We start from the raw sequence: 24,389 nt of genomic DNA, 5'->3' as shown, positions 1-24,389 counted from the left end.
GTCATGCGTTTTTTTCTTTTTGGGGAAGGCATGTTATCCACTCGCTTGCGATTTTGTGACCAGAGTCGATATACTGTGAAGAGCAAAGTTGTGAAGGAGAAGCAGCATGAATGAAGAGCTGTTGCGCATCGTCGTTTCACCAGAAGAAAGCGGCTTGACAGTAAGAGACCTGTTGCAAAAAAATTACGGCGTTTCCCGCCGCCTGCTCATCTCAGCCAAGTACTCCGGTGTAATATCCAGGAATGGGACGCTCGTCTATGTAAATGAAAAGGTGGCAGAAGGAGATGTCATCCAAGTCACTCTCCCTGATGAATCAGCGGAGACACTGGAGCCGGAGCCGATGTCTTTAGTAATTCGCTATGAAGACGAAGACCTGTTACTGATCGCCAAGCCACCAGGACTGGTCGTTCATCCCACTCGGACACATCCGAACGGAACACTGGCCAACGGCGTTGTGGCGTATTGGCTGGCAAAGGGCGAAAGTAGGAAATTTCGCCCGATCAACCGGCTGGACAAGGACACTTCTGGCCTACTTTTGGTGGCCAAAAATCAATGGGCACATGAACAATGCTCCCGCATGCAACAGGATAAAACGATGAAACGGACGTATCAGGCGATTGTTCATGGCGTTGTTGCGGAAGATCAGGGACTCATTGATGCGCCAATCGGGCTGAAAGAAACCTCGATTATCGAAAGAGAGGTGCGTGAGGATGGGCAATCGGCTCGAACGCATTTCACCGTTCTGGCGAGAGGAAATGAAGCTACATGGGTCGAGCTGTCATTGGAAACTGGTAGAACACATCAAATTCGTGTCCATATGAACTATCTGGGACACCCGCTACTCGGCGATGATTTGTATGGAGGGATACGGAATGAGATTGGCAGACAAGCGCTGCACGCCGTTCGCTTGCAATTCAATCATCCGAGAACAAAACAAATACAGATCTTTACCGATCCATTGCCCGACGATATGGCCGAGCTGGTACGCAAGATCAAGCAAAAGAAGTTGTAGACATTTACCTAGTGGAAAGTTCAGAATCTTTCTTATAAAATGGGAGTAGGGGGCAGACTTGATGAGCGATCCGAAGCCACGCTACGTATCTTCCGAGTATTTGCTGACAACCGGATTTGCCCAATTGCCAAAGGGAACGCCACTGTCGGAGATGCAGAAAGTGTTTGCCTGTTCACTCGTAATTGATAAGCGAGATGGCAAGGTTGTCGATGCTTCATTTACATTTTTGATGGGGCTGACTGAGGAATTTTTGCGAGGATTGGTCATTGGGCGCAGCGTCCTTGATGATTGGGATTTCATTCACCAGGAGATTCGCTCACGCTTTCTCACACCAACGCAAGGTGCTATTATTCAAGCCATCCAAGCAGCAATTGACCGTTACACCGAGAAAAATAAGTAAATACATACCGTTGACAACTGGTTGTCTATGGAGGGCTGATCCTGATAAGATCGGCTCTTGACGAAGTAGACAGAACCCAGTCTTACGCAATCATCTTTTTTGGAACAACAAGTACAGGATTTGTCTGTCCTTTTTTGTTCGATAGAAGAGAGCGAAGACTGGGTTTTTCTATTTACAAAAAAACAATGGGGGTGGTTTTCAGATGAAGCTGGTCACATTTCGAAAAAATCATTCGGGTGACGAGGAATGGCGAGCGGGGATATTTACTGAGGACGGGATTATCGATGTTGCAGAGGCAACTTCTCGTCGCGCGGTTACCATGCTGGATCTCCTGATGGACTGGGGAAATTGGAGAGAATCTCTTGCAGAGTTGCAACGGAATTCTGAGCGTAGTTCGGGGTTCAAACTGTCACTTGAACAGGTACACCTTGGCCCGCCGATTCCCCGACCAACCAGTTTTCGCGATTTTTATGCGTTCGAGGCACATGTGAAAACAGCGAGGGCAAGGAGAGGGTTGAAGATGGTTCAGGAGTGGTATCAATTTCCTGTTTTTTATTTTTCAAATCCTTGCGCCATGCACGGACCTGATGATCGCATTGCCAGACCGCAAGCATCACGTGCTCTGGACTACGAACTGGAGATTGCATGTGTGATTGGCAAAAGCGGTATCAACATCACTGTTGAAGAAGCAGACTCGTATATTGCTGGGTTTTGTATCCTCAATGATTGGAGTGCCAGGGACATTCAAAGAGAAGAGGTGAAAGTAGGGTTAGGGCCTGCCAAGGGAAAAGATTTTGCTACATCAATAGGACCTTATCTTGTGACTCCTGATGAACTAGAGGATTTGCGGATTCCGAGTGCAGAGGGAGATCGCTATGATTTGCAAATGGTAGCGAGAGTGAATGGCAAGGAGTATTCGAGAGGCAATTTTCAAGAGATCACATTTACTTTTGCCCAGATGATTGCCCGAGCTTCTGCTGACTGCCGCTTGTTTCCGGGAGATGTCATCGGTTCGGGAACTGTCGGAACAGGCTGCATTTTGGAACTGGGTGAAGAGAACTTCGGGTGGCTGGAGTCTGGAGATGTGGTTGAGCTTGTTATCGACCGACTGGGCGTATTGCGCAACGTAGTGAAATAAAAAAATCGCAAGGGGGAGTAAGCATGCCGTTTTATCAGCGTATGGGGAACGTACCGCAGAAGCGTCATACCACGTTTTACAAACCGAATGGAGAATTGTATCGTGAGCAAGTGATGGGGACAAAAGGTTTTTCGGGTATCCAATCAATTTTGTATCATCACAATCCGCCGACACAGGTAAAAGAGGCCAGAAAATTTGCCGATCGGAATCTCGAATTAATCGAGATGGATGTATTGAAACACCGGCATCTGCTAACTTTTAACCTGCCACTGGGGGGAGACCCTATTCTTGGACGTAAATACTTGCTAGGCAATCAGGACGTGGTTTTGGGTGTCTGTGCCCCTATAGAAACGATGGATTACTTTTATCGCAATGCAGATGGAGATGAGCTATTGTTCGTCCATCAAGGTCATGGTGAGCTGCAAACCATTTTTGGCACCATCTCCTATCGCCCCGGTGATTACCTGATGATTCCCATCGGAACGACGTATCGAATTATTCCAACGGATGGTCAAAGCCGATTCCTGGTGATGGAAACGGACAACGAGATCACCACGCCTAAACGATACCGCAATGAGCATGGTCAGTTGTTAGAGCACTCACCGTTTTGTGAACGAGACATTCGTGTTCCTGAGCGACTTGAGACGTATACAGAGACAGGTGAATTTGAGGTTCGGGTGAAAAAAGGCAATTCGTTGTACAGCTATCAGTTTGACTTTCATCCACTTGATGTAGTGGGGTGGGACGGGTACCTGTATCCCTATGCCATCAGCATTCATGACTTTGAACCGATCACCGGACGAATTCATCAGCCGCCACCTGTGCACCAGATGTTTGCCGGACACAATTTCGTCATCTGCTCCTTTGTCCCTCGGATGTATGACTACCATCCAGAAGCAATTCCCGCTCCGTACTACCATAGCAATGTAGAGAGCGACGAGGTATTGTATTATGTAGCAGGCAATTTCATGAGCCGCAGAGGAATTCATGAAGGCTCGATTACACTCCATCCGATGGGTATTCCCCACGGCCCGCATCCAGGGAAGATCGAGGCTAGTATCGGCAAAAAAGAGACACAGGAGCTTGCTGTCATGCTGGATACTTTCAGACCATTGTTGATGACACAACAGGCCTTATCGGTAGAAGATAAAGATTATATGTACAGCTGGCTGCCCAAGATAGAATAGGGTGTACATTTAGCCAGGATAAAGGTGCAGCAGCAACTGTAAGGAGGACGGAACATGGAAATTGACATCAGTCAAATTGAACGACAGGACAAATACAAGCTGCTCATCGGGTGTGTGGTTCCCCGTCCCATCGCATGGGTTACCTCACTATCGAAAACGGGTGTGTTGAATGCAGCTCCTTTCAGTTACTTCAACGTCGCCTGTATCGAACCGATGATGATTTCCATTGCGGTATCGAGGAAGCCAAATCAAGTGATGAAAGACACCGCCCGAAACATTGCGGATACAGGGGAATTTGTGGTCAATATGGTCGATCTCTTCAATGTAGAGGCAGTCAATCAAAGCTCCGCCGACTATCCCAGTGATGTGAGCGAGGTAGAGGAAATCGGCTTGACCTCTGTAGCTTCCCGCGCAGTCAAAACGCCTCGGCTGGCAGAGTCTAGAATCCACTTCGAGTGTCGGCTTCACCAAATCGTTACGCTCGGTGATCCGGCAGCATCTGACCTGATCATTGGCGAAGTAATCCATGTGCATGTCAAGGATGAGCTGTACTATGAAGGCAGGATCGATTTGGCAGGTCTGTCCCCGGTAAGCCGTTTGGCAGGGCACACCTACGGAACAGTCGGAGAAACATTCGACCGTCCACGTCCTGCTTTGCCAAACAAGTAAAGCAGCTCCGCCCCGAGACGGAGGACAAATCCCTCCCCAGCCAGTTATACGAACGATCAAAATTCGCTACCATAGAGATATCAAGGTAACGGATATCAGAAAGGGTGGAATTATATGCGTTTGTATCGTTCACGCACAGATAAAAAAGTGTTTGGGGTTTGCGGAGGATTAGCTCAGACGTTTGGCATTGACCCAACCTTAGTAAGGCTTGCGACTGTCTTGGTCATCATTTTCACAGGAGTTCCGTTGCTTTTGTATTTCCTGATGGCGATCATTATGCCGAAAGAGCCGCTTTTTTCACCGTATTCCATGGATAAAGACCTGTTTGGTCATCCATACGCCATGCCTGCGGGAATCGATTTGGACAGAGACATTGATCGAATTGAAAAAAGAGCACTGCAAGAAGAGATTATTCGTCTTCGTGCGGAACTTGCGAAGTGGAAAATATAAATCAAAAGAATATCTGTAAACTGACAAGCTGCCGTTGCATATCTTGTAAGGTGGAAGATGCATCCTACATAGGGAGGGAACGGCAGTGTATTTAGGAGTTTTTGACATGAACCAACGCTTGGAACAAACTCGCAAAGTATTACGCGAAAAACAACATCTAAAACAACTGATTGAAGACGACATCCGCGAGTTGGAGCGAGATGTTGAAGAGTTGGAAGAAATGTTGGTAGTGTCAAATCAAAAAGTTGCAAGATAATTGAACAGGCAGTAAACCGCGCTCCACCCGACAAAGCTCAGGCTTCGATCGGGTGGATTTGTTTGTCGACAGTGCAAAAGATTTAGGAGCGCCAAAAGAAAGTTGATTCTATTTTCATTTTCGGGCATAATATATGAATATGTGCTGGAAAGCGAATCGAATTACATAAGAGGTGGATGCTATGTCTACAACTGAATTGTTGTTGGGAACCAGTTTTGAAGGACGTGTGTTGCGCACGCTTCAAACTTATTTCCGTCGCTCTAACGATGTCTTGCTCCGTGATAGCTTGTGGGCAACTGGTCTGGAAATGGATCAAGTTGATACAATTATGTCTTTGCTTGATGAGAAGTACACAGTAAGTGAAATCATGGAAACCCTTCGTGAACAAGGCGCTTTCAAAAAATAAGTAAAAAAAGACCGAACTCCTTGATAGGAATTCGGTCTTTTTTTTGATTCAGTCGACTGTATACATTTACGCCTCACCTTGGGCAAGGGAGCGGCGAGCCTTTTTTTTACGATACCACTGCAGTGAGAAAAGGATAAGGAAATAACTGCCGAATGCTACCAGTAGTCCCATAATGGCACTACCCGTTAAATAGGCTAGCAAATTCTGCTTTAACCAAGCCCATCCGATTCCGATATGATCCTCAGATGGTTTGCCAATAATAATGTTGCCAATATTAAAGTTAATCAGCATAAAAACGGGTAAAATAATTTTGCCGATAACAAAACCAATCAGAGAAGCGGAAAAGCTGGAACGAAGCAGTAAATTTAATGGGTAGAGAAATATAAGGGACACCAGGAATGTAGGTATCAAGATAAACTCAATAAAAATCCCAACAGAAAAGCCTCGAGCTATTTTCGATGGATCACCCTTCATGCGTATTAACTTGTAGTATTCGTATTTTAGTTTGCGATAAAGTTTTCTCCACATGATGGCTGGTCTCCTTATAGAAATACAATAAAGTATATACATTATAACCTAATTATATGGATGTAGCCATGGTGAAGCAGACTTTTCCTGCTTTTTCAAATGAAAAAAGCGGGATGGCTTGCACCTAATCCCGCCCGATTAGCTTATTCAGAAGTTTCAGAAGTGTTTTTTGTACGACTTGACTTTCGGGGTTTCGCAGCAGGAGGGGTTTGCTTGGGAGAAACTGTTGCGCTGTCTCCGCTACCTTCTATCACGGAAGAAAGCTTGTCTGACAAGACCTGTATCTGTGTCAGAAGCGTTGCATGCTCTGCTCGAAGGGTCGAAAGCTCGTGTTCCAAATAAACGATGCGTGCGTTTTGTGATTCGGCTTGAGCCAGTTTTTCCTCTGCTTCCTCCAGACGTTCCTCTAAATAAACGATTTGTTCATTGGTAAGTGCTACCTCTTCACGTGTCGGGAGGTTCAAGGAGTTCAACCAGGTGTTGTTTGTTTTGGTAACGACCTCTTGCCAAAAAGCTGCTGTCTGGAGATAGGATTGCATAACTTCGGAGAAAACATCTGTTTTGGCTGCAGTATCGGTTACTTGCGCCCATTGTTTTTCGTACAAATCCAGCATCGCTTGTGGCAAATTCAGAAACGCTTGTTGATTTTGCATGCTACTATCCTCCTCGCACCATCGTAATATCGTTTTACCTGCTACTCTTTGTCTGTATCAGAAGGTGAAGACGGGTTAATCGGTTTTCCTGTGTATAAGGAAAAGAAGCTTTCGAGCATTCGATTATACTCTCCTAGCGCACCCGCCCATTGCTTCAAAAACTGTTCTCCTGCATCGGTAATCGAGTACAACCTGCGTGCAGGGCCGCCATCTGCTGCATCCCATGCGGAAGTAATGAAACCTTCTTTCTCTAGTTGTCGTAATGTACGGTAGACAGTTCCTTGATCTACACTGGGAAATCCGAACAGACTAAGCTTTTGGATCAAATCGTATCCGTGGGTCTCCCAGGAACGTAACAAAAGTAAAAGGTAAGGTGTCAGCCAGCTACGAATGGGTTTCACCATATCTTGATCCATGTCAGAAACCCTCCTTTATCTATATAGTATTCATTATTTACCTATGTGTAATTTACACTTATAGACAGAAAATGTCAAGAGACTGCTTCTTACTTTGAATTCCCACTGTGATTTGGCATAATGATAGATAGACGAAGCAGCAAACACCTATGTGAAATGTGGTGAAGATTTTTGCAGGAAATTATGGAGTTGTTCGGTGGCTATATTGAACAGTACGGCTATGTTTCACTTTACATATTGTTTTTTCTGGGTATTATTGGAATGCCATTGCCCGAAGAGACGTTGCTGGTCTTCTCCGGTTTTTTGGTTTCGACTGGCAAGCTAGCTTATTTTCCGACGTTTGTAACCTGTTTTCTCGGCTCAATCAGTGCAATGACATTAGCCTACTGGATTGGTCGCCTGTTGGGGTATCCGTTTATTGAAAAGTACGGAAAGCGACTGGGGATGGGGTATACACTGTACAAACGAACAGAGGATTGGTTCAATCAAGTGGGGAAATGGGCGTTGCCACTAGGCTATTTTATCCCAGGAGTCAGACAGTTCACTGCCTATTTTTCAGGCATCACGAAGCTCCCGTTCCCAACTTTTATGCTGTATACATACACAGGGGGCTTGTTCTGGAGTGTGCTGTTCGTAACCTTGGGATGGCAATTGGGTGAGCGATGGGATGAGCTGTTTGATTTGATTTCTCGTAATCTGGCCATCTTTTTTGTTGTAGTTTTTGCCATTATTGCTGGCTACTCCTACTTTCGTAAAACGAGAAAAGTTCCAGGCAGCACGCCAACCTGCGCCAAAAATCCTAATGGGAGGGAATAAACATGTCGAATTTGTCCGATGAAAACAAAAAGGAAAATGAGGTTTACATCAACCCCGAAACAAAATCTGAAATCAAAGCACATGAAACACCTGACAGCCACGTCCCCGTCATCATAGAAAATAAACCAACGCAACAGCTTGTTCCCATTCAGCTTTCTGAAGAGCACCAGCGGTTCTATGACAAGCTCAGGAGCAAAATCGAGCGGTTTATTCATGAAAAAGGGGTAAGTGACAATATCGCCAAGTACGTTTTGCTGGCACCAGATTTATTCGTACTGCTTGCCCGGCTCATCGTGGACAAGCGTGTGCCGGTTCAGTCAAAAACGATTGCTGGTGTAGCCATCGCCTACTTTATCGCTCCAATTGATTTTATTCCGGAAGCGTTGACAGGACCACTAGGGCTAACTGATGATGTCGTGCTGGCTGTCTATGCGCTCAGAAAAATTTTGGTTGATGTGGATCATAAAATCGTCAAGGAACATTGGAATGGCACAGAAGACCTGCTCGATGTGATTACCCGGGTCGTGAAGTCGGCTGACGAATTGATCGGCAGAAGAGTACTGAAAAAAATCGAAGAAATCCTGTTGGGGAAACGAAAATAGAAAGTGAGAACCGTTATGAGATATTTGCACGATTATGCGGAGGGAGAAAGACTTGTCACGTTTTGCTTGGTGAAAAGTCGGGAGATCGGTGTCACAAGCAATCAAAGTGAATACATGAATCTGGAGCTGGGTGATTCCAGCGGTTCGATTGTTGCCAAGCTTTGGGATGTGACCGAAGAGCATAAACAATCCATCCAAGTAAAGTCCATTGTAAAAATTGATGCACAGGTACAATCATACCGTGGTAAAAAGCAATTGATCATCTCCCGCATTCGCCTGACCACACAAGCCGATGAAGTGGCGATGGAGACGCTCGTCCCTACGTCCAAATTCACTGTGGAAGAGCTGTGGGATCGTCTGGAAGTAACGATTCGTGAGATGCAAAGCGAGAAGCTGATAGCTGTGATCCGCACCATTCTTTCTGATGAAGACCTTTTTGTCCGGTTAAAGAGTTTTCCCGCAGGAGTCAAAATGCACCACAACTACTACAGTGGTTTGCTGGAGCATATTGTCTCGTTGCTTGAGGCAGCCAAACGACTCGTTCCTCTGTACCCACAGATCGATAAGGATGTCCTCTATGCCACCTGTATTTTGCATGATATTGGCAAGCTGTATGAGCTGACAGATGCATTTGCACCTGAATACTCGACGCCTGGTCAATTGATGGGGCATCTGGTAATGGGGGTTGATCTTGTCAGTGAAGCTTGTCGCACGCTGGGAATCGATCCACATGACAATGAAGTATTACATCTCAAACACTGTATTTTGAGTCATCACGGTGACCTCGAATTCGGCTGGGGCAGTGCGGTTTCGGGCAAGACACCAACGGCTATCATGTTTCATTACCTTGATCAGATTGACAGCAAGATGAATGCAGTGGGACAAGCAATTGCCGATGGGGAAGCAGAAGAAGAGTGGATTTATTCACCTGCCTTGAGACGCAAGGTGTGGCGGGGGTATTAACAATCAATGAAGCCATTTACCTCTAAGACATAGGGGCAATTGGCTTTTCTTGCGCTTAAATCAGCAAAAAAATCCTTACAGTTGTAGGAGATTTGCGATTATTGTAGAATAACTAAGTTATTCCATTTTCGTGGAAAGAACATGGTAAGTAATGAAGGAGAATGTTCATGAAACGGCCAACCTATACGCCAGCAAGCTACATCAAGAAGGTTTTTCGGCTAGGGGAGCGTTCACTTCCAAAAGATGAGATCATCGGACGACTCAACCAATGGTTGACGAAGACAGAGCAAACAGCAGATAGTGAGCGTTTATTACAGGAAATTTTATCGATGTCCCAAGGGCCTGTGCGTGTGGGAAGCTCGGAAGCAATCATCGAGTTTACCTACCAACCGCACCAGCTCTTTGACTTAGCTTATCGATATGTACGTGATACGCATGCCCCTAAGACGGTAGAACAGATACTTCGAGAGGTACGCAGACAAACGCAATTTTCATGGAATCAGGCATCTCGTTTGCTAGTCCTGGAAAAAGATCCGAGATTCGTTCAGTATGAGGGAGACTCTCGTTGGTTCTTAGCCGAGTGGAAACTGATGAACGACCAGATTTATGACTGGGTTGCCAGTAAAGAAGTAGAGTACGTCTCTTTACGCAATCTGTATTATTTCGTGGAACAGGAGCTGGGGCTTCAGCAAAAAGAGTATATCTTCTTGCCTGAATTGGACGACAGGTTCAAGCTGGTAGGAGACAATCTGTTCCTGGTTTATTCAGATGAACCTAAAGAACTTGAAGAACTTGAAGAACTTGAAGAACTTGAAGAACTTAAGGAACCAAAGGAACAAATTGAGATGACATTTGCTGAAACTGAAATTGCAGCGACGATCCAACAGGAAAACAACTTACCTAATACGTTCGAGGAGGAAACACATATGAATACAACTCAAGTGCAGGCAAACGTGAAACAAGAGGTTACTCAACATCTGCGCCAGGCATTGGCACTTCTGGAAGTGAGAAATCAGGAAATGGCACAAGAAGTAATTATTAACTTCCAGCAAAGCAATATTCAAGCGATTGAAGTACTGATGAATGAGAAACATAAGAATGAGCAAGCATTACTCGGTATTTCGCAAGTGCTTGCACAATACGACCAGCAATGATCATTCAAGAGAACTCTATCCAACTTGATCAACGGTTTGAACGGTTAAGAGAGGTAATTGCGGCATACCGGATGCGCCTTACTCTTATGGAACAGCAAGTCGTTGAATTATTTAGTGAGAACCAGCTTTCACGTATCTCTGAATATATTTTGGAGAAAAAGCGAATTGAAGAGCGTATTCAAAAGCTCCAATCATTCGTAGATCACTGGGAACCTTTAGCGGATATGAGTATCGATTGAATGAATGAAAATAGGAAAAACTTGAATAATATCTGTTACATGCGGTATATATAGGGGGATTCGTTCCCCGCGCATACCGCGCTGGGATGAAAGGAGATTCAACCCCCATGTCAGTCGGTAGAAATGAACTCTGTCCGTGCGGAAGCGGAAAAAAATATAAGAAATGTTGCGGCATTGTCACTCCAATCACCCAATTGCAGGGATCACGCGAACAGAAACAGCGCAATGAGTACATGCAATGGATTGAACGGTTTAATCGATACATTTCCTCACAGCTTACTAAAAAAGAGATTGATCGTGCACGAAAGCTCTTTGCTGAAAGTGTAGGGTTATCCGTTGAAGATGTGAGACAACAAGTATGGGAAGTTCACTTCCTCAACTGGTTCGTATTCGATGTGTATCATGGGAAGACAACGCTGATTCAGGATTTCCTGAGACAGTACGGCAAGAAAATGGATCGAACCATGTATCAAGGATTTAGTGAACTGTCCTTGGGGCTTTATCAAGTAGATGAAGTTTTGGATGATTCGGTCACTGTTCATGATCTGGCGACAGGTCATCAGCACTCGCTGGTCGGTGGAAGCATTCATCAGCCACAGGCGGGACAAATCATCGTTGGACGCTTACTTCCGTTGGGAGCAAGAGATTTATTGTTCTCCGGCAGTTTAATTGTTCAAGCGAATTTGCAAGAGAGCTTGCTTGCCTGGAACACCAGATACCCGTCAAAAGACCAGTCAGGATCAAAAGACGAATTGTCCTTGAGAGCGACAGAGCTGTATCGAATCATTCTTGAAGCAGGCAGCAACAAACAAAAGTCAGAAAAAATTCCAGACGAACTGGTACGTCAAGTTTATGAAGAGACGGATTTGGATCAGCTTCGCAAAACGTTGGAACAGCACCCTTCGTTCGAATTGAAAAAGCGTGATCTTGCCGAAGAAATCTGGGTATATGCGGCTAGAAAAGAAGAGTTCCTGTTCCGTGCGCTCAATCATACGCTCTTGGAACTTCACGAAGTGCAGGGAGAGGTTCTCCTGAATGGCAATCAGGTAATGCTGGAGAGTTTTTCAGACCGTCTGGACGAGATGGTTCAAACTCTGCACCTTACATCCCTCCAATCAACGGAAGTGATTACTCGACTGACTTCCACAGGTTCCCGATTGACGAGGGGCACGATTTTTATTACGAGTCAGCCAACACTGCCCAAAAAAGTTCTGCATTTTGCGGTTCAGACCTACTTTGCTGAAAAGTGGCTAGTGACACCCCATGTTGAGTTGGATGGAATTGCACCCGTATTGGCTGCTGCATCCAATCAGGCTGAATTGCGGGAACAGGTTGAGCTGCTTGTAAACAAGATGGAAGATGAGGCAGATGCTGGTATCGGTGCTGCCCGTTTTATGAGAGTCAATTTGATTCGTCCTCGCTTGGCATTATCGAATCCGACTGTGCACATTCAAAACCTGGTTTCCAGACCGTTGGTGCACGGGTTAACAGATAGTTCTTATACGGTTTCAACGGAACGCTTGGAGGATATTGCACGATTTGTTGCCGAGATGACCGATGGCAAATCAGAAGCTACTGTCAAAAAGTACGACGAAGCCATGAATCTGTTCCGCTCCTTTGTAAGAAGTGCTTTTGGACCAGATTTCACTTGGGATCAACTAAGACAGGAAGAGATTGCCTATTTCCTCGTACACGATGTGGTTGAGCGTGTAGATACATTAACCAAAACACTTGCATCGAACCTGCTGTCTGTTCTGTCTGCCTTCTTCAAATGGATGGACAAACAAAGCAAGTTTACAGTCAACGCGGGAATTCAACCGCTTCTAGCTGACTTAAAAGAAGATTTGCCAGAAGCATACAAGCTTCGTTCCATTTTCCAGAAGGAAGCCTCCATCAACCTGCAAGAGCGTGCCCTTCAGCCGCAAACTGTAGAGGAGAGCCATATGGTTCTACTGGAAAAACAGACGAATGGATGGTCTGTGAAGCTTGGCAACGGAGATGTAATTTCCATCGTGTTCCACGAGGAAATTGATTCGGGGCTTGCTGAAGACTGGATGCTGTTCGGGTTGATCGGACAGACAGATCAGGGAGAATGGAGATTGTTTGGCACTCCGGAAGTGTATCCGCCATCAATCAGCACACTTCTCGGTGTGAACCAGTCTGTACTGATCTAAAATATGACAAAAATCAAAGAGCAGATTTCCTTCCTAAAAGGAAACCTGCTCTTTATTTGTTAAGAATCGAATCCTCTTAGGATGCGGCTCGCAGACGTGCCTGTTCCCATTTTTGAATCGTTGCATCTTTGGGTAACAGCAAACCGAGAAATCCGACTAACGGTAAAATCGAACACAAGGTAATAACAAACGTTAGCCCATGGGTGTCTCCGAGAATTCCCAGGAAGTATGAGCCGATGCCACCCATTCCGAAAGCAAGACCAATAATCAGGCCAGATACGGTGCCAATACGACCTGGCAGCAATTCCTGTGCATAAACAACAGTGACAGAAAAGCTGGACAGTAAAATCAATCCGCCGACAAACAGGAGTGGATATGCCCAAAATCCGTGTGCATATGGCATACAAAGGATAAATGGCAGAGCACCCAGCGTAGAGAGAACCATCAAATTGCGTTTGCCGAAGCGATCAGCCAGTGGTCCCCCGAAGAAAGTACCGATGGCGCCGGCCATCAAGAAAGTAAAGGTATAATATTGTGCTTCATTATATGGAATATGTTTGACATCAATCAGATACAAAGGATAAAAAGCCTGGAATCCTGCACTGACCCATGACCGAACACTGACGAAAACAACAAGCAAACCAAGTGCAATCATCCGCTCTCTTCGGTAGTTAAGCTCCACGGTTGTCGTCTGTTTTTTGGCCAGACGGTTTTGATTGCCGTACCAAAACGCAAGAAAAACCATCACGATCAAGGCGATTGCTGCAGGAAGCGTAAACCAGGCTGCACCCAACTGACCAAATGCCACAAAAAACCATGCAGACATTAACGGGGCAAGTGCTTGTCCTCCGTTTCCCCCAACCTGAAAAATAGATTGAGCAAGTCCACGCCGAGGTCCAGCAGCAAGGTAGGCCACCCGTGACGCTTCTGGATGGAACACGGCAGACCCAACACCAACGAGGGCTACAGCAAACAGAACCGTGTAGAAATTTTCAGCAAAGGCAATCCCAAGCATTCCGAGGCCAGAGACGAGCATGGCGACAGGCAATAAAAAAGGCTTTGGTTTTACATCCGTCATATAGCCGATCACTGGCTGCAAAATGGAAGATACGATATTAATAACAAGTAGGATAATGCCGAGTTGAGCGTAACTAAGAGACAAGTTTTTTTGTAAAATAGGCAAAGTTGCGGGTATTACAGCTTGTAAGCTGTCGTTTAACAGATGCACGAGGCTTACAGCAAACAAGATGCGGTAAACGGTTTGATTTGAAGCTGACATAGGTGTTCTCCCTTCTCCATCTATTCCTGCTTTTCTCCAACAATTTTGTGAACTTTTCTCTACTTAATAATCTACACAAACTGTAACACACGAAAAGTAAGTAAGTCATCAACTCATTTTGGATGATTCGTGTACGCGGAGAATGGACAGAAGGGGAAGTACTGATATAATAACTAGTAGAATTAGGTATTCCTCTGATAAATAACAGTTTTTCAATTGCCAGGTAAGAGAGAACTCAGGGTAAGCAAGGAGGAATTATATGGAGAGTCAGCACGCAGGAAGCTGGTTGGCAGTTGGTGGAGCGAATGTCGATATCAAAGGAGAGCCACTGTACAATCTTCAGTTGGGCACAAGCAATCCAGGGATTGTCCACACTTCACCAGGAGGTGTTGCCAGGAACGTAGCTGAAAACTTGGCTCGACTAGGTGATGAAGTTGTTCTCTGCTCGCTGGTGGGGGAGGATACAGACGGCGAATGGCTTCGTCAAACCACGATGAAAAGTGGTGTAAGTACTGTTGGGATGCTGAGACTACCGAATTATCGGACAGGCAGGTATGTTTCCATACATAATGCAGAAGGTGAATTGCTCACGGCGATTGCAGATATGGCCATAACTGAGGCGTGGAATGAGCAACATATACATACGGGACTTAATTTAATGAGTAAGGCAACAGGGGTATTTCTCGATGCCAATCTACCTGTTGAAATCATACGACAATTTCTTGAACATGCGAAAAAGCAAGGCAAGCTGATTGCTCTTGACCCGGTATCTGTGAAAAAGGCAGAACGTTTTAAAGGATTGCTGGATGGGGTGACTCTTCTTGCTCCTGGCAGAGACGAAGCAGCTATTCTCACCGGTATGGAAGTGTCTACCCAGGATGAAGTGAAGCAGGCTGCCGCCAAGTTGCATCAGCAAGGCGTGGAGCAAGTGTTTATCACGCTCGGTTCCGAAGGGGTCTACATCCATCAGGAGCAAGTGCAGATGTGGCTGCCTGCTTCTAAGGCAGATGTCCTCGATGTTACCGGAGCTGGAGATGCATTTACGGCGGGAGTCATGTATGGTTTAACAAGAACCAATTCATTGGTTGAACGTGCCGCTTATGGCATGGCTATGGCTGGATTTGCCTTGCGAAGCAATCAGTCCGTAGCGGATACAAACATGCGAGATTTGGAACAGGCGAAGGAGGATTATTTACGTGAAATTGGACATTAAACCTGAGGTACAACAAGCACTTAACAATAAAAAGGCAGTCGTTGCTCTGGAATCAACCATCATATCCCACGGAATGCCTTATCCCCAGAATGTAGAGACAGCATTGGCTGTTGAAGCGATTATTCGTGAAGCCGGTGCGATTCCTGCGACAATTGCTATCCTCGACGGGCAAATGAAGGTAGGGTTAACCACAGAAGAGATTGAACAACTCGCTCAAGCCACAGAGGTGATCAAGACAAGCCGCAGGGATCTGCCGTATGTCGTGGCGATGAAAAAGCATGGAGCAACTACCGTAGCAGGCACGATGATCGTTGCGAAAATGGCAGGAATCTCCGTTTTCGTCACAGGTGGCATCGGGGGAGTACATAGAGGGGCAGCCGAGACGATGGACATCTCGGCAGATTTGATGGAACTGGCTCAAACCAATGTAGCGGTAGTTTGTGCAGGTGCGAAGTCGATTCTGGATCTTGGTCTTACTCTGGAGTATCTGGAGACACAGGGAGTTCCTGTGCTCGGCTATCAAACAGAGCATTTTCCTGCCTTTTACAGCCGTGAGAGCGGGTATCTTTGCAACTACAAGGTGAACTCTGCTGATGAGGTTGCTCGCATTCTCGCTGAGAAACAGGAATTGGGCTTAGATGGGGGAACGATCATTGCCAACCCGATCCCCGAACAATTTGCTTTACCTGCAGCCGAGATTGAAGATGCCATTCAAAAAGCATTACAGGAGGCAGGCAAGAACAACATTGGTGGCAAAGAAGTGACACCATTCCTCCTTTCAGCATTGGGAAAAATTACCGCTGGGCGCAGTTTATCAGCGAATATTGAACTTGTGAAAAACAATGCCCGTGTGGGAGCGCAGATTGCCATTGAATTAGCGAAATACCAAGCATAATTAGAATCAATAATTGAACATGATCTTTGAGATGGGCCTGTCAGTCGTTACGACTGCAGGCCCAACATTTTTCTACAAAAACTTGCATGCGTATGATACAATGGTTTGCAGGGTTTTTTTCATTCAAATGTCGATTCATGCTTGTACGATAATTTCGATGATTTACATATATATGTGTATAGTATAGACTCACACGAATAAGGAGATTGATCTCATGTCGGACTCAGTATCAAGAGGCCGTTCGAATGAAACAGCCAAACGTTCTAAAGTGGCAAGGCCAAACAAACGGAAAAGACTCCGTCGCATCCTTACAATAGGATTTTTATTTTTGCTAATGATTGGTGGAAGTGTCGCAGCTTCCTTTTACTGGCAAGTGGATGAAGCGATTAAAAATGCTAGCTCAAATAATCGGGATGGTGTCAATACGCTCGCTGAAGGGCTCGATGATGCTTACCACTCCGATAAACCGCTTAGTATTGTAATTTTGGGAAGAGATACTCGCAAGGAAACAGGCTCGATGAATACAGACGTAATGATCGTCTCTGTCGTTAATCCGGTTACGAAGCAAGTCACCATGCTTTCTTTGCCACGTGATACGAGAATCAAGATACCAGGCTACCGTGGCTATCATAAAATCAATGCCATTTATGCAAATGGGGAAGTGGAGCGTCGTCAAGCGGAAGTGAATGGACAGACGCCAACGGAAAATGGGGTAACCTTAGCGAAGAAAACACTGGAACAAATGCTCGGTGTTCCGATTCAATATTATGTAGAAGTCGATTTTGACGGATTCAAATCAATCATCGATGAATTGGGCGGAGTAGAGGTAAACGTAGACCGCAAACTCGTTTACGACGATCCGACAGACAATACTCACATTAATCTGGAACCGGGAATTCAGACACTAAATGGCGAACAGGCTCTTGGCTATGTACGTCATCGTCATGATAACCGAGGAACCAAGTATTTCTCCAATGACTTTGACCGAAATCGCCGTCAGCAGGAAGTCATTCGCTCCATTATGGATAAGATGACGTCCTTCGAGGGATTCACCAAAATCTTTAAAGTTATTGAAGTTGGAGGACAACATGTTCATACGGACCTTTCCCCTGAACAAATAAAAGGACTGGTTGTTGACTTTAAGGGAGTGACATCCAGCAATATCACGACCCTCGAAAACAAGGCGTATTGGAATCCAAATATCAGCTATACGTTGTTGCCTGCTGAGCAGTTGAAAGAAATCAGATCAACATTGAAATCGCAAATGGGCATTACGGATTCAGTAGCGGAAGTGAACGATTCATCCATCGGGGATGATAGTGAAGTGACGACGAACACCAAGCCCCGAAAAAAACAGACGACAAAAGCGTCAGAAGCAACACCAGCCAAAACTGCTCCTGAAAAACCAAAACAGAACCCAGCGACAACCGAGCAGCCGAAAACTGATACTCCACCTGCCGATGTGGTACAGCCGGGTAGCACAGATAGCACAGATAGTAACAACACACAACCAGATACAACCGTACCGACACAACCGGAAACAGGATCTACTCCGGAGCAAACAACACCACCACCTGATATAACTGCACCGCCTGCAGATATCGTTTCACCACCGCCGACCGATACGAATACCAATGGATCCAATTCGACCGGCTCGAATGGGACCAATGGATAAGCGAATACAGAAATCATAAAATCATGAAATCAGGAGCGAAAGTCTCCTGATTTTTTCATTTATCAGGGGTTTAATAACACCAAAAAGGTGGTAAAATAATAGTATATAAAAACTGACACTTCTGACAATTTGAAGATTAGCAGGACGGGGAGGGTTTTGTATGACACTATTCTGGGTGAATTTAGCGATCGTTCTAATCTTTTTGGCGCTGTTCAGTCGACAACAAAGTGATGATGAAATTGTCTACGATGAAGATTTCTTTCTCCAAAACCCTACAGCTCTGGAAGAGTATCAACAAATGCCCATTGAGTTTCAGAAGGCATTCTTTCGAAAACACAAAGAATGGATCAAGGAAAAGTATATGCGAGGCGATAGTTATGTGTTGGGATTATGCCCGAACCAGGAGATTCGCCGAGCATGGTTATCCGAATTTGTTAATCACAAGAACTGGGGCAGTCCTACCACTAGTTCATGACATAAGATGAACAGAATAGTACATGACAAGACAGTAAGCCGTTTTGTGGTTTACTGTCTTCATTTTTCATTCAAGTTTTGCAACAAATGGAATAAGGTATTCGTAGTACTAGGAGAAGGGTATTTACGAAGCAAAGGAGTGTGGATGAATGGAAGTGTTGACATGGATTTTTATTGGTGTAGTTGGCATCATCGTGATAAGTGCAATTATTTTCTCTTCAGCTTCACCGAAAGCGGCAAAAAAGCGGCATCATTCCTCTGACAGTTACTACAGCTCTGACGGAGGTTCAAATGATTGGGATGATCATCGAAGTGACTCTTCGGACGGCGGCTGGTTTGGCGGTTCTTCTGACAGCGGCGGCGGTGGAGATGGTGGAGGTGGAGGAGGCGATTAAAATCTACTACAATAGAGGGAGATGAATGAAAGAAAGAAGGGCTGACGTATGCTGGAGAAACTGATTCAAGAGCTGGAGCAATTGCTGCTTCAAGAAGGGGTAGTTGCCAATATTCTGCTCAAATCAGAACAATCTGTTTATGATGCAGGAGAACAGCATGAAGTTGAACTGCAATTTGTCCCACGTGATGAGATCGAAAATCCACTGGCACGTGTACATTTCTTCCCCATTGATGAAACAACCTGTGAACTGGAGGTAGAAGTTCATTATCTGTCACAGGAAGGCATCGTTCGAGAGACAGCGTCTCTTTGGGAGTCAGCCAAACAAATTGTAGAAAGTGTGAGCATTACAGAAAAACGTCGCTACATAAGTACTGATAAAACCGCAGAAGTAGAACATATCCTCGACTACTTCTTTATTCTCAACCTAGAAATGCCGGAAGAAGAGATTCATCAATTGTTAAGCAAATGTGCATCTGAGGTAAATCAGCTTACACGATTATAAATAAACTAAAGGACAAAATGTGATGATCAACCGTTTGGAAATCGAACAACATGAAACTGCTGTGCAAGTACTAAACATTCAGCTACCTTCCTATCAGATTGAAGCAGAGCTAATTGGTTTCTACGATATTCCACCATTGAAGGATACTGTTGAAACCCTGCAATCGTGTGGTGAAACATTTTATGGCTTTTTTTACGATGGAGAATTAGCAGGTGCCATTTCATACAAAAGAGAACAGGACATCCTCGATATCCATCGACTAATCGTTCATCCTGATCATTTTAGAAAAGGAATTGCCCAGTCTTTATTATCCTATATTCATCAAGTAGAACAGGGTATAGACAAAGTGATTGTATCCACAGGGCAAAAGAACACCCCTGCAAAAAAACTTTACACAAAGAATGGGTTTCATCCGATTCAGGAAATAGAAGTAGCACCCAACTTTTTTCTTACCTGTTTTGAAAAAGAGATCAAATGAAGATCACCCGCTGGGGTGTTCTTCTTTGTATTTGTGAGTTTTTTGTGAGTATGAAATGATAGGTTTGAGTAAAGGCAATTTTCGACGGAAGGGGTATCGGTATTGAATATAAGGAATTACCTCAAATACATCGGAATTGGCCTGATCTTCTTCCTGTCTGTTGCGATATACATTGGTATTTACGAGCGAACGATTCCAAATCAGGGAGCACCGACTGCGAAGCAGGGAGTGCTGGATTTGTCAGGTTGGGATTTTCGACATCAAGGACTGGTTGGTTTGGATGGCGAGTGGGAGTTTTATCCGGGAAAATTGCTTGCGCCTGAAGATTTTTTCAAAGGAACACATAAAGACGCCTCGTATCTATCCGTGCCTGGTACGTGGAAAGGGAAAAATGCCGATGGTGGTATGAACAGAAAAGGTTTTGGGACGTATCGACTGAAAGTGTTTCTTCCAGATTCGGAGGAAATTTTCGGGCTAAAAACAAGGAACATCCGTATGGCTCATCGGTTATACCTCGATGGTAGTATAGCAGGGGAAAGCGGAGTGCCCGCAACAGACATAGATACCCATACTCCCGGGAATACCCCTTATTCTGTGGTATTTCATACGAATAACCACGAAATCGAGATTGTGGTTCAAGTGGCAAATTACATGTTCTATAATGGGGGCATCGTAAATTCGATCCAATTTGGATTGCCTGAGGATATTACAAAAGAGAATAGTATCCTGCTCGGGACCGATATCGCCTTTATTATCATACTTGCTGTTATGTCGGCGTATCATCTCAGCTTCTATTTCATGCGATTGCAGGAGAAATCCTATTTTTTCAGCGGAATGTATTTAGTTACCCTGTTTGTCTATCAATCAGTTTATGGCGAGAAGATACTGCTGCGATTATTACCCGCTATTCCTTTCACCATTGCATACAAGCTGCAGGATGTTACTCTGTTTCTAAGTTCGATACTCCTGATCATGTATTTCTGTTCCATTGATACCAAGGTTATGTCACAAACCAGGATGATACAGTTTATTAGCCCAATTCTGCTTTACATGGTGGCGATTCTCGTACTGCCTTATTCTGTCTATACCGAAGTGAAGGGCACTTTATTGATTTATGCGCAACTCATTTACCTATATATCCTGGGAAGAATAATCTATCTCTCCAGTAAAAATCAGGGGGAATTGTCCAACGGGAAGGAACTGTTGCTGTTTATTGGTTCAGGCGTTTCACTGACGATCTATTTAATAGACGGAATTCTTTATGCGGTAAATTTAGTACCAACCGATCTGGCAGGGAAAATTGGTGTCTTGTACTTCATCATCTTCATGAATATTCTGATGGCCGTGCGATTCTCTCATGCTTATGAAAAGACAAAGACACTTTCACATCAACTGACGATATCCAATCAACTCAAGGATGAATTTTTAACAAATACGTCCCACGAGATCAAGACACCGCTACATGGCATTCTGAATATCACTTCCTATCTGTTGGATGACGAAGAGAAAACATTATCGGCAAAGCAAAAACAGAATCTGTGGCTGATCAAGGATACTTCCATCAAGTTGTCCATGCTGATTCACGATTTGATCGATGTCACTCGCTTGAAGCATGGGGAGCTGCGCTTGAATCTGACAGTTGTGGATGTAAAGATGGTAACCCAAATTGTATTTGATGTGCTGCAATTCGAGCTTTTGGGCAAGTCTGTGCGGTTGGACAATCAGGTTGCCCCCCAGGTTTTGGTTCTGGCAGACGAGAACCGGTTTCGTCAAATCATGTACAATCTTGTACACAATGCGATTAAGCACACAGACAAAGGGACGATCAAGGTGATGGCGAGTGTGGTCGGAAGTACAGTGTCTATTTCCGTAGAGGACACGGGAGTGGGGATTGCCAAGGAAAAACATACGGCGATTTTCGAGTATTTTGAGCAGTACGATCAACCGCTTCCCAAAGACGGTTTCACAGGCATGGGGGTTGGCTTGTACATCAGTCGCAAGCTGGTTGAACAAATGAACGGAGACATCCGGGTGGAGTGGTCGGAGCCTGGAATAGGAACGTGCATGACATTTGCTTTGCCGAGAGCGGAACAGACATCTGCTCATCATGAAATTGCTAGTACGACAATCGAGCAGAAAAGGGTTTTCGGTGACAGCGTACAGCTTGATATTTTAGATCAACATGAGCATACGATCATGATTGTTGATGACGAGGCTTCCAATATTCATACGCTGCTGAACATTTTGAAACGGCATCGGTACAATGTGATTACCGCTTTCTCGGCAAAAGAAGCGATGGTCAAAATGATAGAACATACAGAGGTTGATCTTGTCATTCTGGATGTCATGATGCCGGAAATCTCGGGTATTGAATTGTGCAAGAAGTTACGAAGCCATTATTCTATCCTCGATCTGCCCATCTTGTTTGCGACAGTCAAGGACACACCGCATGACATTGCCCTTGGCTATCGGGCAGGGGCGAATGATTATGTGACCAAGCCATTTGATGCGGAGACGCTGATTGCCAGGATTCAGACATTGATTGCGATGAAAACGTCGATTCAGGAGGCGATTCGCAATGAGCATGCGTTCCATCAAGCTCAGATCAAACCCCATTTTCTGTACAACGCTCTTAGTAGTGTGATCTCTTTCTGTTATACGGATGGAGAAAAAGCGGCTTATTTGTTATCCATGCTGAGTCAGTATCTACGCTATATTCTGGATATGGACCGTCATACGCTGTTCGTTCCGCTGTACCGAGAGTTGGAACTGATTCATGCGTACGTCGAGATTGAAAAGGCTCGCTTCGGAGAACGTTTCGACTTTATCTGTTATGTTGATGACAGTGTACAGAATAAAGAAATACCTTCTTTATGCGTCCAGCCGTTTGTGGAGAATGCCATCCGACATGGGCTTTTTGAGAAGGAGGGACAGGGCAAGGTTACGCTTTCCATTGTCGAAGGTGATCGTTATCTTAAGGTGATGATTGAAGACGATGGTGTCGGCATATCTGATGATCTTCTTTATCAACTAACAAAAGGTGAGCAACAAAGAGGCGGCATTGGTATCCAGAACATCCGCAAACGCCTCGATAATATCCCAGATGCAACGTTAACCATCAGCTCGGAAATGGGATACGGGACGAAAATTACGATGTATTTGCCTGTACCTTATGATGGACAAGCTGATTTTGATGAAGAGAGGAGGGGCAAGTTTGTTTAAGGCAGTAATAGTGGAGGATGAAAAGCCCATTCTGGATCTAATGAAATATGTGATCGGTCTTAACCCGCACTACACCATTTTGGGTACTTTCACGAATCCCCTTGAGGCACTGGCTTGTCTACCACACCTTCAACCGGATGTCGTATTTCTCGATGTGGAAATGCCGAAAATGAACGGGCTTGAACTCGCTCAAAAAATTAATGAGCTATTCGATCAAACCAAAATTATTTTTACAACTGCCTACAAGCAGTATGCGTTGGACGCCTTTCAGGTGTATGCCTTTGATTATATTTTGAAACCTGTGACACCAGCGGCGATCGAGCGGGTCACCAACCGTTTGATAAAGCTGCATCGACTTGCTGCCCCGGTGGAAGAGAAAGTTCGACATGCAACGATCCGATGCTTTGGCGGATTTGAAGTTCGAAATTCGAAAGGAGAACTCGTTCGTTGGACAACACGAAAGACAGAAGAATTGTTCTCTTACTTTCTATGTTATCCCGAGCGAGATATAAACAAGTGGCAATTGGCAGAATTGCTGTGGCCGGGCATGGATGTAGACCGGGCTTCGCATAATTTACACAATACGATGTATCGTTTAAAGAAACTGTTGAAAGAGCACGAGATCGACGTGGATATCCAGAGAACAAACGAAGGGTATATATTGGAACCAGCAAAACTAGAGTATGATGTGTTAGTATTTCAACGGTACGATTTTTCGATTACCGATCAGATGCGGGATGCGAAGCAAGCTGAATACTTGTGTATTCTCTATAACGGATCACTGCTGGAGGGGAAAGACTACATTTGGAAAACTCCATTGGAGGAAGGGTACAGAAAGCAATTTACATGGCTTGTCCATCGACTGATTCAGCATGATCTTGAGAATAGGGATTGGAAAAAAGCGGAGCAACGGCTGGAGGCATTCCTGACTTTGTATCCTCTGAATGAGGAAATGAACATGATCCTGTTACAAATTTACGCAAGATGTGGGAATCGAGAAAAAGTGGCAAAGCAGTATGCACGGTTCGAGGCATTCTATCGTCGGGAATTGGAGATGGAGCCTCCTGAAGAGATGAAAAGCTTTGTTTCATCTTATTTGAAATCATGAACTGAGAAGCAGAGATAATCTCTGTTTCTTTTTTTGTAATTTATTAGAAAATGGTATTTTGTGAGAATTTTGTGAGAGCTATT

At 44.8% G+C, this 24,389-nt stretch carries 27 protein-coding genes; 23 read left to right on the top strand and 4 right to left on the bottom strand.

Features of this window, described 5'->3' with window-relative positions; all coding sequences use genetic code 11:
* Positions 1 to 106: 106 nt before the first annotated feature.
* From ACPW7N_RS14640 to ACPW7N_RS14605, 8 genes are all read left to right on the top strand, one after another.
* A complete protein-coding gene (locus ACPW7N_RS14640; protein WP_425651849.1) occupies positions 107 to 1,012 on the top strand; it encodes an RluA family pseudouridine synthase in 906 nt (301 codons plus the stop codon).
* 61 nt (positions 1,013 to 1,073) lie between these two features.
* Complete coding sequence (locus tag ACPW7N_RS14635) at positions 1,074 to 1,412, top strand: DUF3870 domain-containing protein (RefSeq protein ID WP_425651848.1); 339 nt, start codon at positions 1,074 to 1,076, stop codon at positions 1,410 to 1,412.
* Between the two features lie 202 nt (positions 1,413 to 1,614).
* Entirely contained in the window at positions 1,615 to 2,550 is a 936-nt protein-coding gene (locus ACPW7N_RS14630; RefSeq protein ID WP_425651847.1) for a fumarylacetoacetate hydrolase family protein, read from the top strand.
* Positions 2,551 to 2,573: 23 nt separating this feature from the next.
* Positions 2,574 to 3,737 carry a homogentisate 1,2-dioxygenase gene (locus ACPW7N_RS14625; RefSeq protein ID WP_425651846.1) on the top strand — a complete coding sequence of 388 codons (1,164 nt, stop codon included), beginning with the start codon at positions 2,574 to 2,576 and terminating at the stop codon, positions 3,735 to 3,737.
* 54 nt (positions 3,738 to 3,791) lie between these two features.
* Positions 3,792 to 4,406 (top strand): flavin reductase family protein, encoded by a 615-nt coding sequence (locus ACPW7N_RS14620; protein ID WP_425651845.1) that lies wholly within the window; start codon positions 3,792 to 3,794, stop codon positions 4,404 to 4,406.
* A 114-nt stretch (positions 4,407 to 4,520) separates the two neighbouring features.
* Entirely contained in the window at positions 4,521 to 4,856 is a 336-nt protein-coding gene (locus ACPW7N_RS14615; RefSeq protein WP_425651844.1) for a PspC domain-containing protein, read from the top strand.
* Between the two features lie 106 nt (positions 4,857 to 4,962).
* Positions 4,963 to 5,112, top strand: a complete 150-nt coding sequence (locus tag ACPW7N_RS14610; protein ID WP_425651871.1) for a hypothetical protein — start codon at positions 4,963 to 4,965, stop codon at positions 5,110 to 5,112.
* A 181-nt stretch (positions 5,113 to 5,293) separates the two neighbouring features.
* Complete coding sequence (locus ACPW7N_RS14605) at positions 5,294 to 5,518, top strand: hypothetical protein (protein ID WP_425651843.1); 225 nt, start codon at positions 5,294 to 5,296, stop codon at positions 5,516 to 5,518.
* A gap of 66 nt (positions 5,519 to 5,584) precedes the next feature.
* On the opposite strand, the gene ACPW7N_RS14600 is transcribed toward ACPW7N_RS14605, so the two are convergent.
* The 3 genes from ACPW7N_RS14600 to phaQ form a co-directional block, all read right to left on the bottom strand.
* Positions 5,585 to 6,046 carry a DUF2062 domain-containing protein gene (locus tag ACPW7N_RS14600; protein ID WP_425651841.1) on the bottom strand — a complete coding sequence of 154 codons (462 nt, stop codon included), beginning with the start codon at positions 6,044 to 6,046 and terminating at the stop codon, positions 5,585 to 5,587.
* Positions 6,047 to 6,189: 143 nt separating this feature from the next.
* Complete coding sequence (locus ACPW7N_RS14595; RefSeq protein ID WP_425651840.1) at positions 6,190 to 6,699, bottom strand: hypothetical protein; 510 nt, start codon at positions 6,697 to 6,699, stop codon at positions 6,190 to 6,192.
* A gap of 41 nt (positions 6,700 to 6,740) precedes the next feature.
* Positions 6,741 to 7,115, bottom strand: coding sequence for a poly-beta-hydroxybutyrate-responsive repressor (gene phaQ, locus ACPW7N_RS14590; protein ID WP_425651838.1), 375 nt, complete (start codon positions 7,113 to 7,115; stop codon positions 6,741 to 6,743).
* A gap of 183 nt (positions 7,116 to 7,298) precedes the next feature.
* Between phaQ and ACPW7N_RS14585 the strand changes: the two genes are divergently transcribed.
* The 6 genes from ACPW7N_RS14585 to ACPW7N_RS14560 all read left to right on the top strand — a co-directional run bounded on the left by ACPW7N_RS14585 (position 7,299) and on the right by ACPW7N_RS14560 (position 13,063).
* Positions 7,299 to 7,931: a DedA family protein gene (locus ACPW7N_RS14585; RefSeq protein ID WP_425651869.1), complete on the top strand. Its 633-nt coding sequence runs from the start codon at positions 7,299 to 7,301 to the stop codon at positions 7,929 to 7,931.
* 2 nt (positions 7,932 to 7,933) lie between these two features.
* Positions 7,934 to 8,533, top strand: a complete 600-nt coding sequence (locus ACPW7N_RS14580; protein ID WP_425651837.1) for a YkvA family protein — start codon at positions 7,934 to 7,936, stop codon at positions 8,531 to 8,533.
* 15 nt (positions 8,534 to 8,548) lie between these two features.
* Positions 8,549 to 9,496 carry a 3'-5' exoribonuclease YhaM family protein gene (locus ACPW7N_RS14575; RefSeq protein ID WP_425651835.1) on the top strand — a complete coding sequence of 316 codons (948 nt, stop codon included), beginning with the start codon at positions 8,549 to 8,551 and terminating at the stop codon, positions 9,494 to 9,496.
* Positions 9,497 to 9,663: 167 nt separating this feature from the next.
* A complete protein-coding gene (locus tag ACPW7N_RS14570) occupies positions 9,664 to 10,650 on the top strand; it encodes a hypothetical protein (RefSeq protein ID WP_425651834.1) in 987 nt (328 codons plus the stop codon).
* Positions 10,647 to 10,889 (top strand): hypothetical protein, encoded by a 243-nt coding sequence (locus tag ACPW7N_RS14565; RefSeq protein ID WP_425651833.1) that lies wholly within the window; start codon positions 10,647 to 10,649, stop codon positions 10,887 to 10,889. The genes ACPW7N_RS14570 and ACPW7N_RS14565 overlap by 4 nt, the downstream gene beginning before the upstream one ends.
* A 107-nt stretch (positions 10,890 to 10,996) precedes the next feature.
* Positions 10,997 to 13,063 carry a YecA family protein gene (locus tag ACPW7N_RS14560; RefSeq protein ID WP_425651832.1) on the top strand — a complete coding sequence of 689 codons (2,067 nt, stop codon included), beginning with the start codon at positions 10,997 to 10,999 and terminating at the stop codon, positions 13,061 to 13,063.
* A gap of 76 nt (positions 13,064 to 13,139) precedes the next feature.
* Here the strand turns inward: ACPW7N_RS14560 and ACPW7N_RS14555 are convergent, their stop codons facing one another.
* Positions 13,140 to 14,342: an MFS transporter gene (locus tag ACPW7N_RS14555; RefSeq protein ID WP_425651831.1), complete on the bottom strand. Its 1,203-nt coding sequence runs from the start codon at positions 14,340 to 14,342 to the stop codon at positions 13,140 to 13,142.
* 259 nt (positions 14,343 to 14,601) lie between these two features.
* On the opposite strand from ACPW7N_RS14555, the gene ACPW7N_RS14550 reads away from it, so the two are divergent.
* From ACPW7N_RS14550 to ACPW7N_RS14510, 9 genes are all read left to right on the top strand, one after another.
* Complete coding sequence (locus tag ACPW7N_RS14550; RefSeq protein WP_425651830.1) at positions 14,602 to 15,555, top strand: carbohydrate kinase family protein; 954 nt, start codon at positions 14,602 to 14,604, stop codon at positions 15,553 to 15,555.
* Positions 15,533 to 16,450, top strand: a complete 918-nt coding sequence (locus ACPW7N_RS14545) for a pseudouridine-5'-phosphate glycosidase (RefSeq protein WP_425651868.1) — start codon at positions 15,533 to 15,535, stop codon at positions 16,448 to 16,450. The genes ACPW7N_RS14550 and ACPW7N_RS14545 overlap by 23 nt, the downstream gene beginning before the upstream one ends.
* A 214-nt stretch (positions 16,451 to 16,664) precedes the next feature.
* Positions 16,665 to 18,125 (top strand): LCP family protein, encoded by a 1,461-nt coding sequence (locus ACPW7N_RS14540; protein WP_425651829.1) that lies wholly within the window; start codon positions 16,665 to 16,667, stop codon positions 18,123 to 18,125.
* 160 nt (positions 18,126 to 18,285) lie between these two features.
* On the top strand, positions 18,286 to 18,600 hold the full coding sequence (locus tag ACPW7N_RS14535; protein WP_425651828.1) for a hypothetical protein: 315 nt from the start codon (positions 18,286 to 18,288) through the stop codon (positions 18,598 to 18,600).
* A 148-nt stretch (positions 18,601 to 18,748) separates the two neighbouring features.
* Positions 18,749 to 18,994 carry a hypothetical protein gene (locus ACPW7N_RS14530; RefSeq protein WP_425651827.1) on the top strand — a complete coding sequence of 82 codons (246 nt, stop codon included), beginning with the start codon at positions 18,749 to 18,751 and terminating at the stop codon, positions 18,992 to 18,994.
* Positions 18,995 to 19,042: 48 nt separating this feature from the next.
* Positions 19,043 to 19,498: a hypothetical protein gene (locus tag ACPW7N_RS14525; protein ID WP_425651826.1), complete on the top strand. Its 456-nt coding sequence runs from the start codon at positions 19,043 to 19,045 to the stop codon at positions 19,496 to 19,498.
* A gap of 22 nt (positions 19,499 to 19,520) precedes the next feature.
* A complete protein-coding gene (locus ACPW7N_RS14520; protein WP_425651825.1) occupies positions 19,521 to 19,976 on the top strand; it encodes a GNAT family N-acetyltransferase in 456 nt (151 codons plus the stop codon).
* 102 nt (positions 19,977 to 20,078) lie between these two features.
* On the top strand, positions 20,079 to 23,198 hold the full coding sequence (locus ACPW7N_RS14515) for an ATP-binding protein (protein ID WP_425651824.1): 3,120 nt from the start codon (positions 20,079 to 20,081) through the stop codon (positions 23,196 to 23,198).
* Positions 23,191 to 24,306: a response regulator gene (locus ACPW7N_RS14510; protein WP_425651822.1), complete on the top strand. Its 1,116-nt coding sequence runs from the start codon at positions 23,191 to 23,193 to the stop codon at positions 24,304 to 24,306. Before ACPW7N_RS14515 ends, ACPW7N_RS14510 begins: the two co-directional genes overlap by 8 nt.
* Positions 24,307 to 24,389: the final 83 nt, after the last annotated feature.

Origin of the sequence: Brevibacillus nigriterrae (assembly GCF_049846925.1) — a bacterium.
Taxonomy (GTDB): Bacteria; Bacillota; Bacilli; order Brevibacillales; family Brevibacillaceae; genus Brevibacillus_H.
This window is presented reverse-complemented; position numbering and strand designations above follow the sequence as displayed.

Excerpts from the sequence above, each read along its gene's own strand:
- ACPW7N_RS14640 (WP_425651849.1), top strand. The coding sequence starts at position 107 with ATGAATGAAGAGCTGTTGCGCATCGTCGTTTCACCAGAAGAAAGCGGC.
- ACPW7N_RS14635 (WP_425651848.1), top strand. The coding sequence starts at position 1,074 with ATGAGCGATCCGAAGCCACGCTACGTATCTTCCGAGTATTTGCTGACA.
- ACPW7N_RS14630 (WP_425651847.1), top strand. The coding sequence starts at position 1,615 with ATGAAGCTGGTCACATTTCGAAAAAATCATTCGGGTGACGAGGAATGG.
- ACPW7N_RS14625 (WP_425651846.1), top strand. The coding sequence starts at position 2,574 with ATGCCGTTTTATCAGCGTATGGGGAACGTACCGCAGAAGCGTCATACC.
- ACPW7N_RS14620 (WP_425651845.1), top strand. The coding sequence starts at position 3,792 with ATGGAAATTGACATCAGTCAAATTGAACGACAGGACAAATACAAGCTG.
- ACPW7N_RS14615 (WP_425651844.1), top strand. The coding sequence starts at position 4,521 with ATGCGTTTGTATCGTTCACGCACAGATAAAAAAGTGTTTGGGGTTTGC.
- ACPW7N_RS14610 (WP_425651871.1), top strand. The coding sequence starts at position 4,963 with ATGAACCAACGCTTGGAACAAACTCGCAAAGTATTACGCGAAAAACAA.
- ACPW7N_RS14605 (WP_425651843.1), top strand. The coding sequence starts at position 5,294 with ATGTCTACAACTGAATTGTTGTTGGGAACCAGTTTTGAAGGACGTGTG.
- ACPW7N_RS14600 (WP_425651841.1), bottom strand. The coding sequence starts at position 6,046 with ATGTGGAGAAAACTTTATCGCAAACTAAAATACGAATACTACAAGTTA.
- ACPW7N_RS14595 (WP_425651840.1), bottom strand. The coding sequence starts at position 6,699 with ATGCAAAATCAACAAGCGTTTCTGAATTTGCCACAAGCGATGCTGGAT.
- phaQ (WP_425651838.1), bottom strand. The coding sequence starts at position 7,115 with ATGGATCAAGATATGGTGAAACCCATTCGTAGCTGGCTGACACCTTAC.
- ACPW7N_RS14585 (WP_425651869.1), top strand. The coding sequence starts at position 7,299 with ATGGAGTTGTTCGGTGGCTATATTGAACAGTACGGCTATGTTTCACTT.
- ACPW7N_RS14580 (WP_425651837.1), top strand. The coding sequence starts at position 7,934 with ATGTCGAATTTGTCCGATGAAAACAAAAAGGAAAATGAGGTTTACATC.
- ACPW7N_RS14575 (WP_425651835.1), top strand. The coding sequence starts at position 8,549 with ATGAGATATTTGCACGATTATGCGGAGGGAGAAAGACTTGTCACGTTT.
- ACPW7N_RS14570 (WP_425651834.1), top strand. The coding sequence starts at position 9,664 with ATGAAACGGCCAACCTATACGCCAGCAAGCTACATCAAGAAGGTTTTT.
- ACPW7N_RS14565 (WP_425651833.1), top strand. The coding sequence starts at position 10,647 with ATGATCATTCAAGAGAACTCTATCCAACTTGATCAACGGTTTGAACGG.
- ACPW7N_RS14560 (WP_425651832.1), top strand. The coding sequence starts at position 10,997 with ATGTCAGTCGGTAGAAATGAACTCTGTCCGTGCGGAAGCGGAAAAAAA.
- ACPW7N_RS14555 (WP_425651831.1), bottom strand. The coding sequence starts at position 14,342 with ATGTCAGCTTCAAATCAAACCGTTTACCGCATCTTGTTTGCTGTAAGC.
- ACPW7N_RS14550 (WP_425651830.1), top strand. The coding sequence starts at position 14,602 with ATGGAGAGTCAGCACGCAGGAAGCTGGTTGGCAGTTGGTGGAGCGAAT.
- ACPW7N_RS14540 (WP_425651829.1), top strand. The coding sequence starts at position 16,665 with ATGTCGGACTCAGTATCAAGAGGCCGTTCGAATGAAACAGCCAAACGT.
- ACPW7N_RS14535 (WP_425651828.1), top strand. The coding sequence starts at position 18,286 with ATGACACTATTCTGGGTGAATTTAGCGATCGTTCTAATCTTTTTGGCG.
- ACPW7N_RS14530 (WP_425651827.1), top strand. The coding sequence starts at position 18,749 with ATGGAAGTGTTGACATGGATTTTTATTGGTGTAGTTGGCATCATCGTG.
- ACPW7N_RS14525 (WP_425651826.1), top strand. The coding sequence starts at position 19,043 with ATGCTGGAGAAACTGATTCAAGAGCTGGAGCAATTGCTGCTTCAAGAA.
- ACPW7N_RS14520 (WP_425651825.1), top strand. The coding sequence starts at position 19,521 with ATGATCAACCGTTTGGAAATCGAACAACATGAAACTGCTGTGCAAGTA.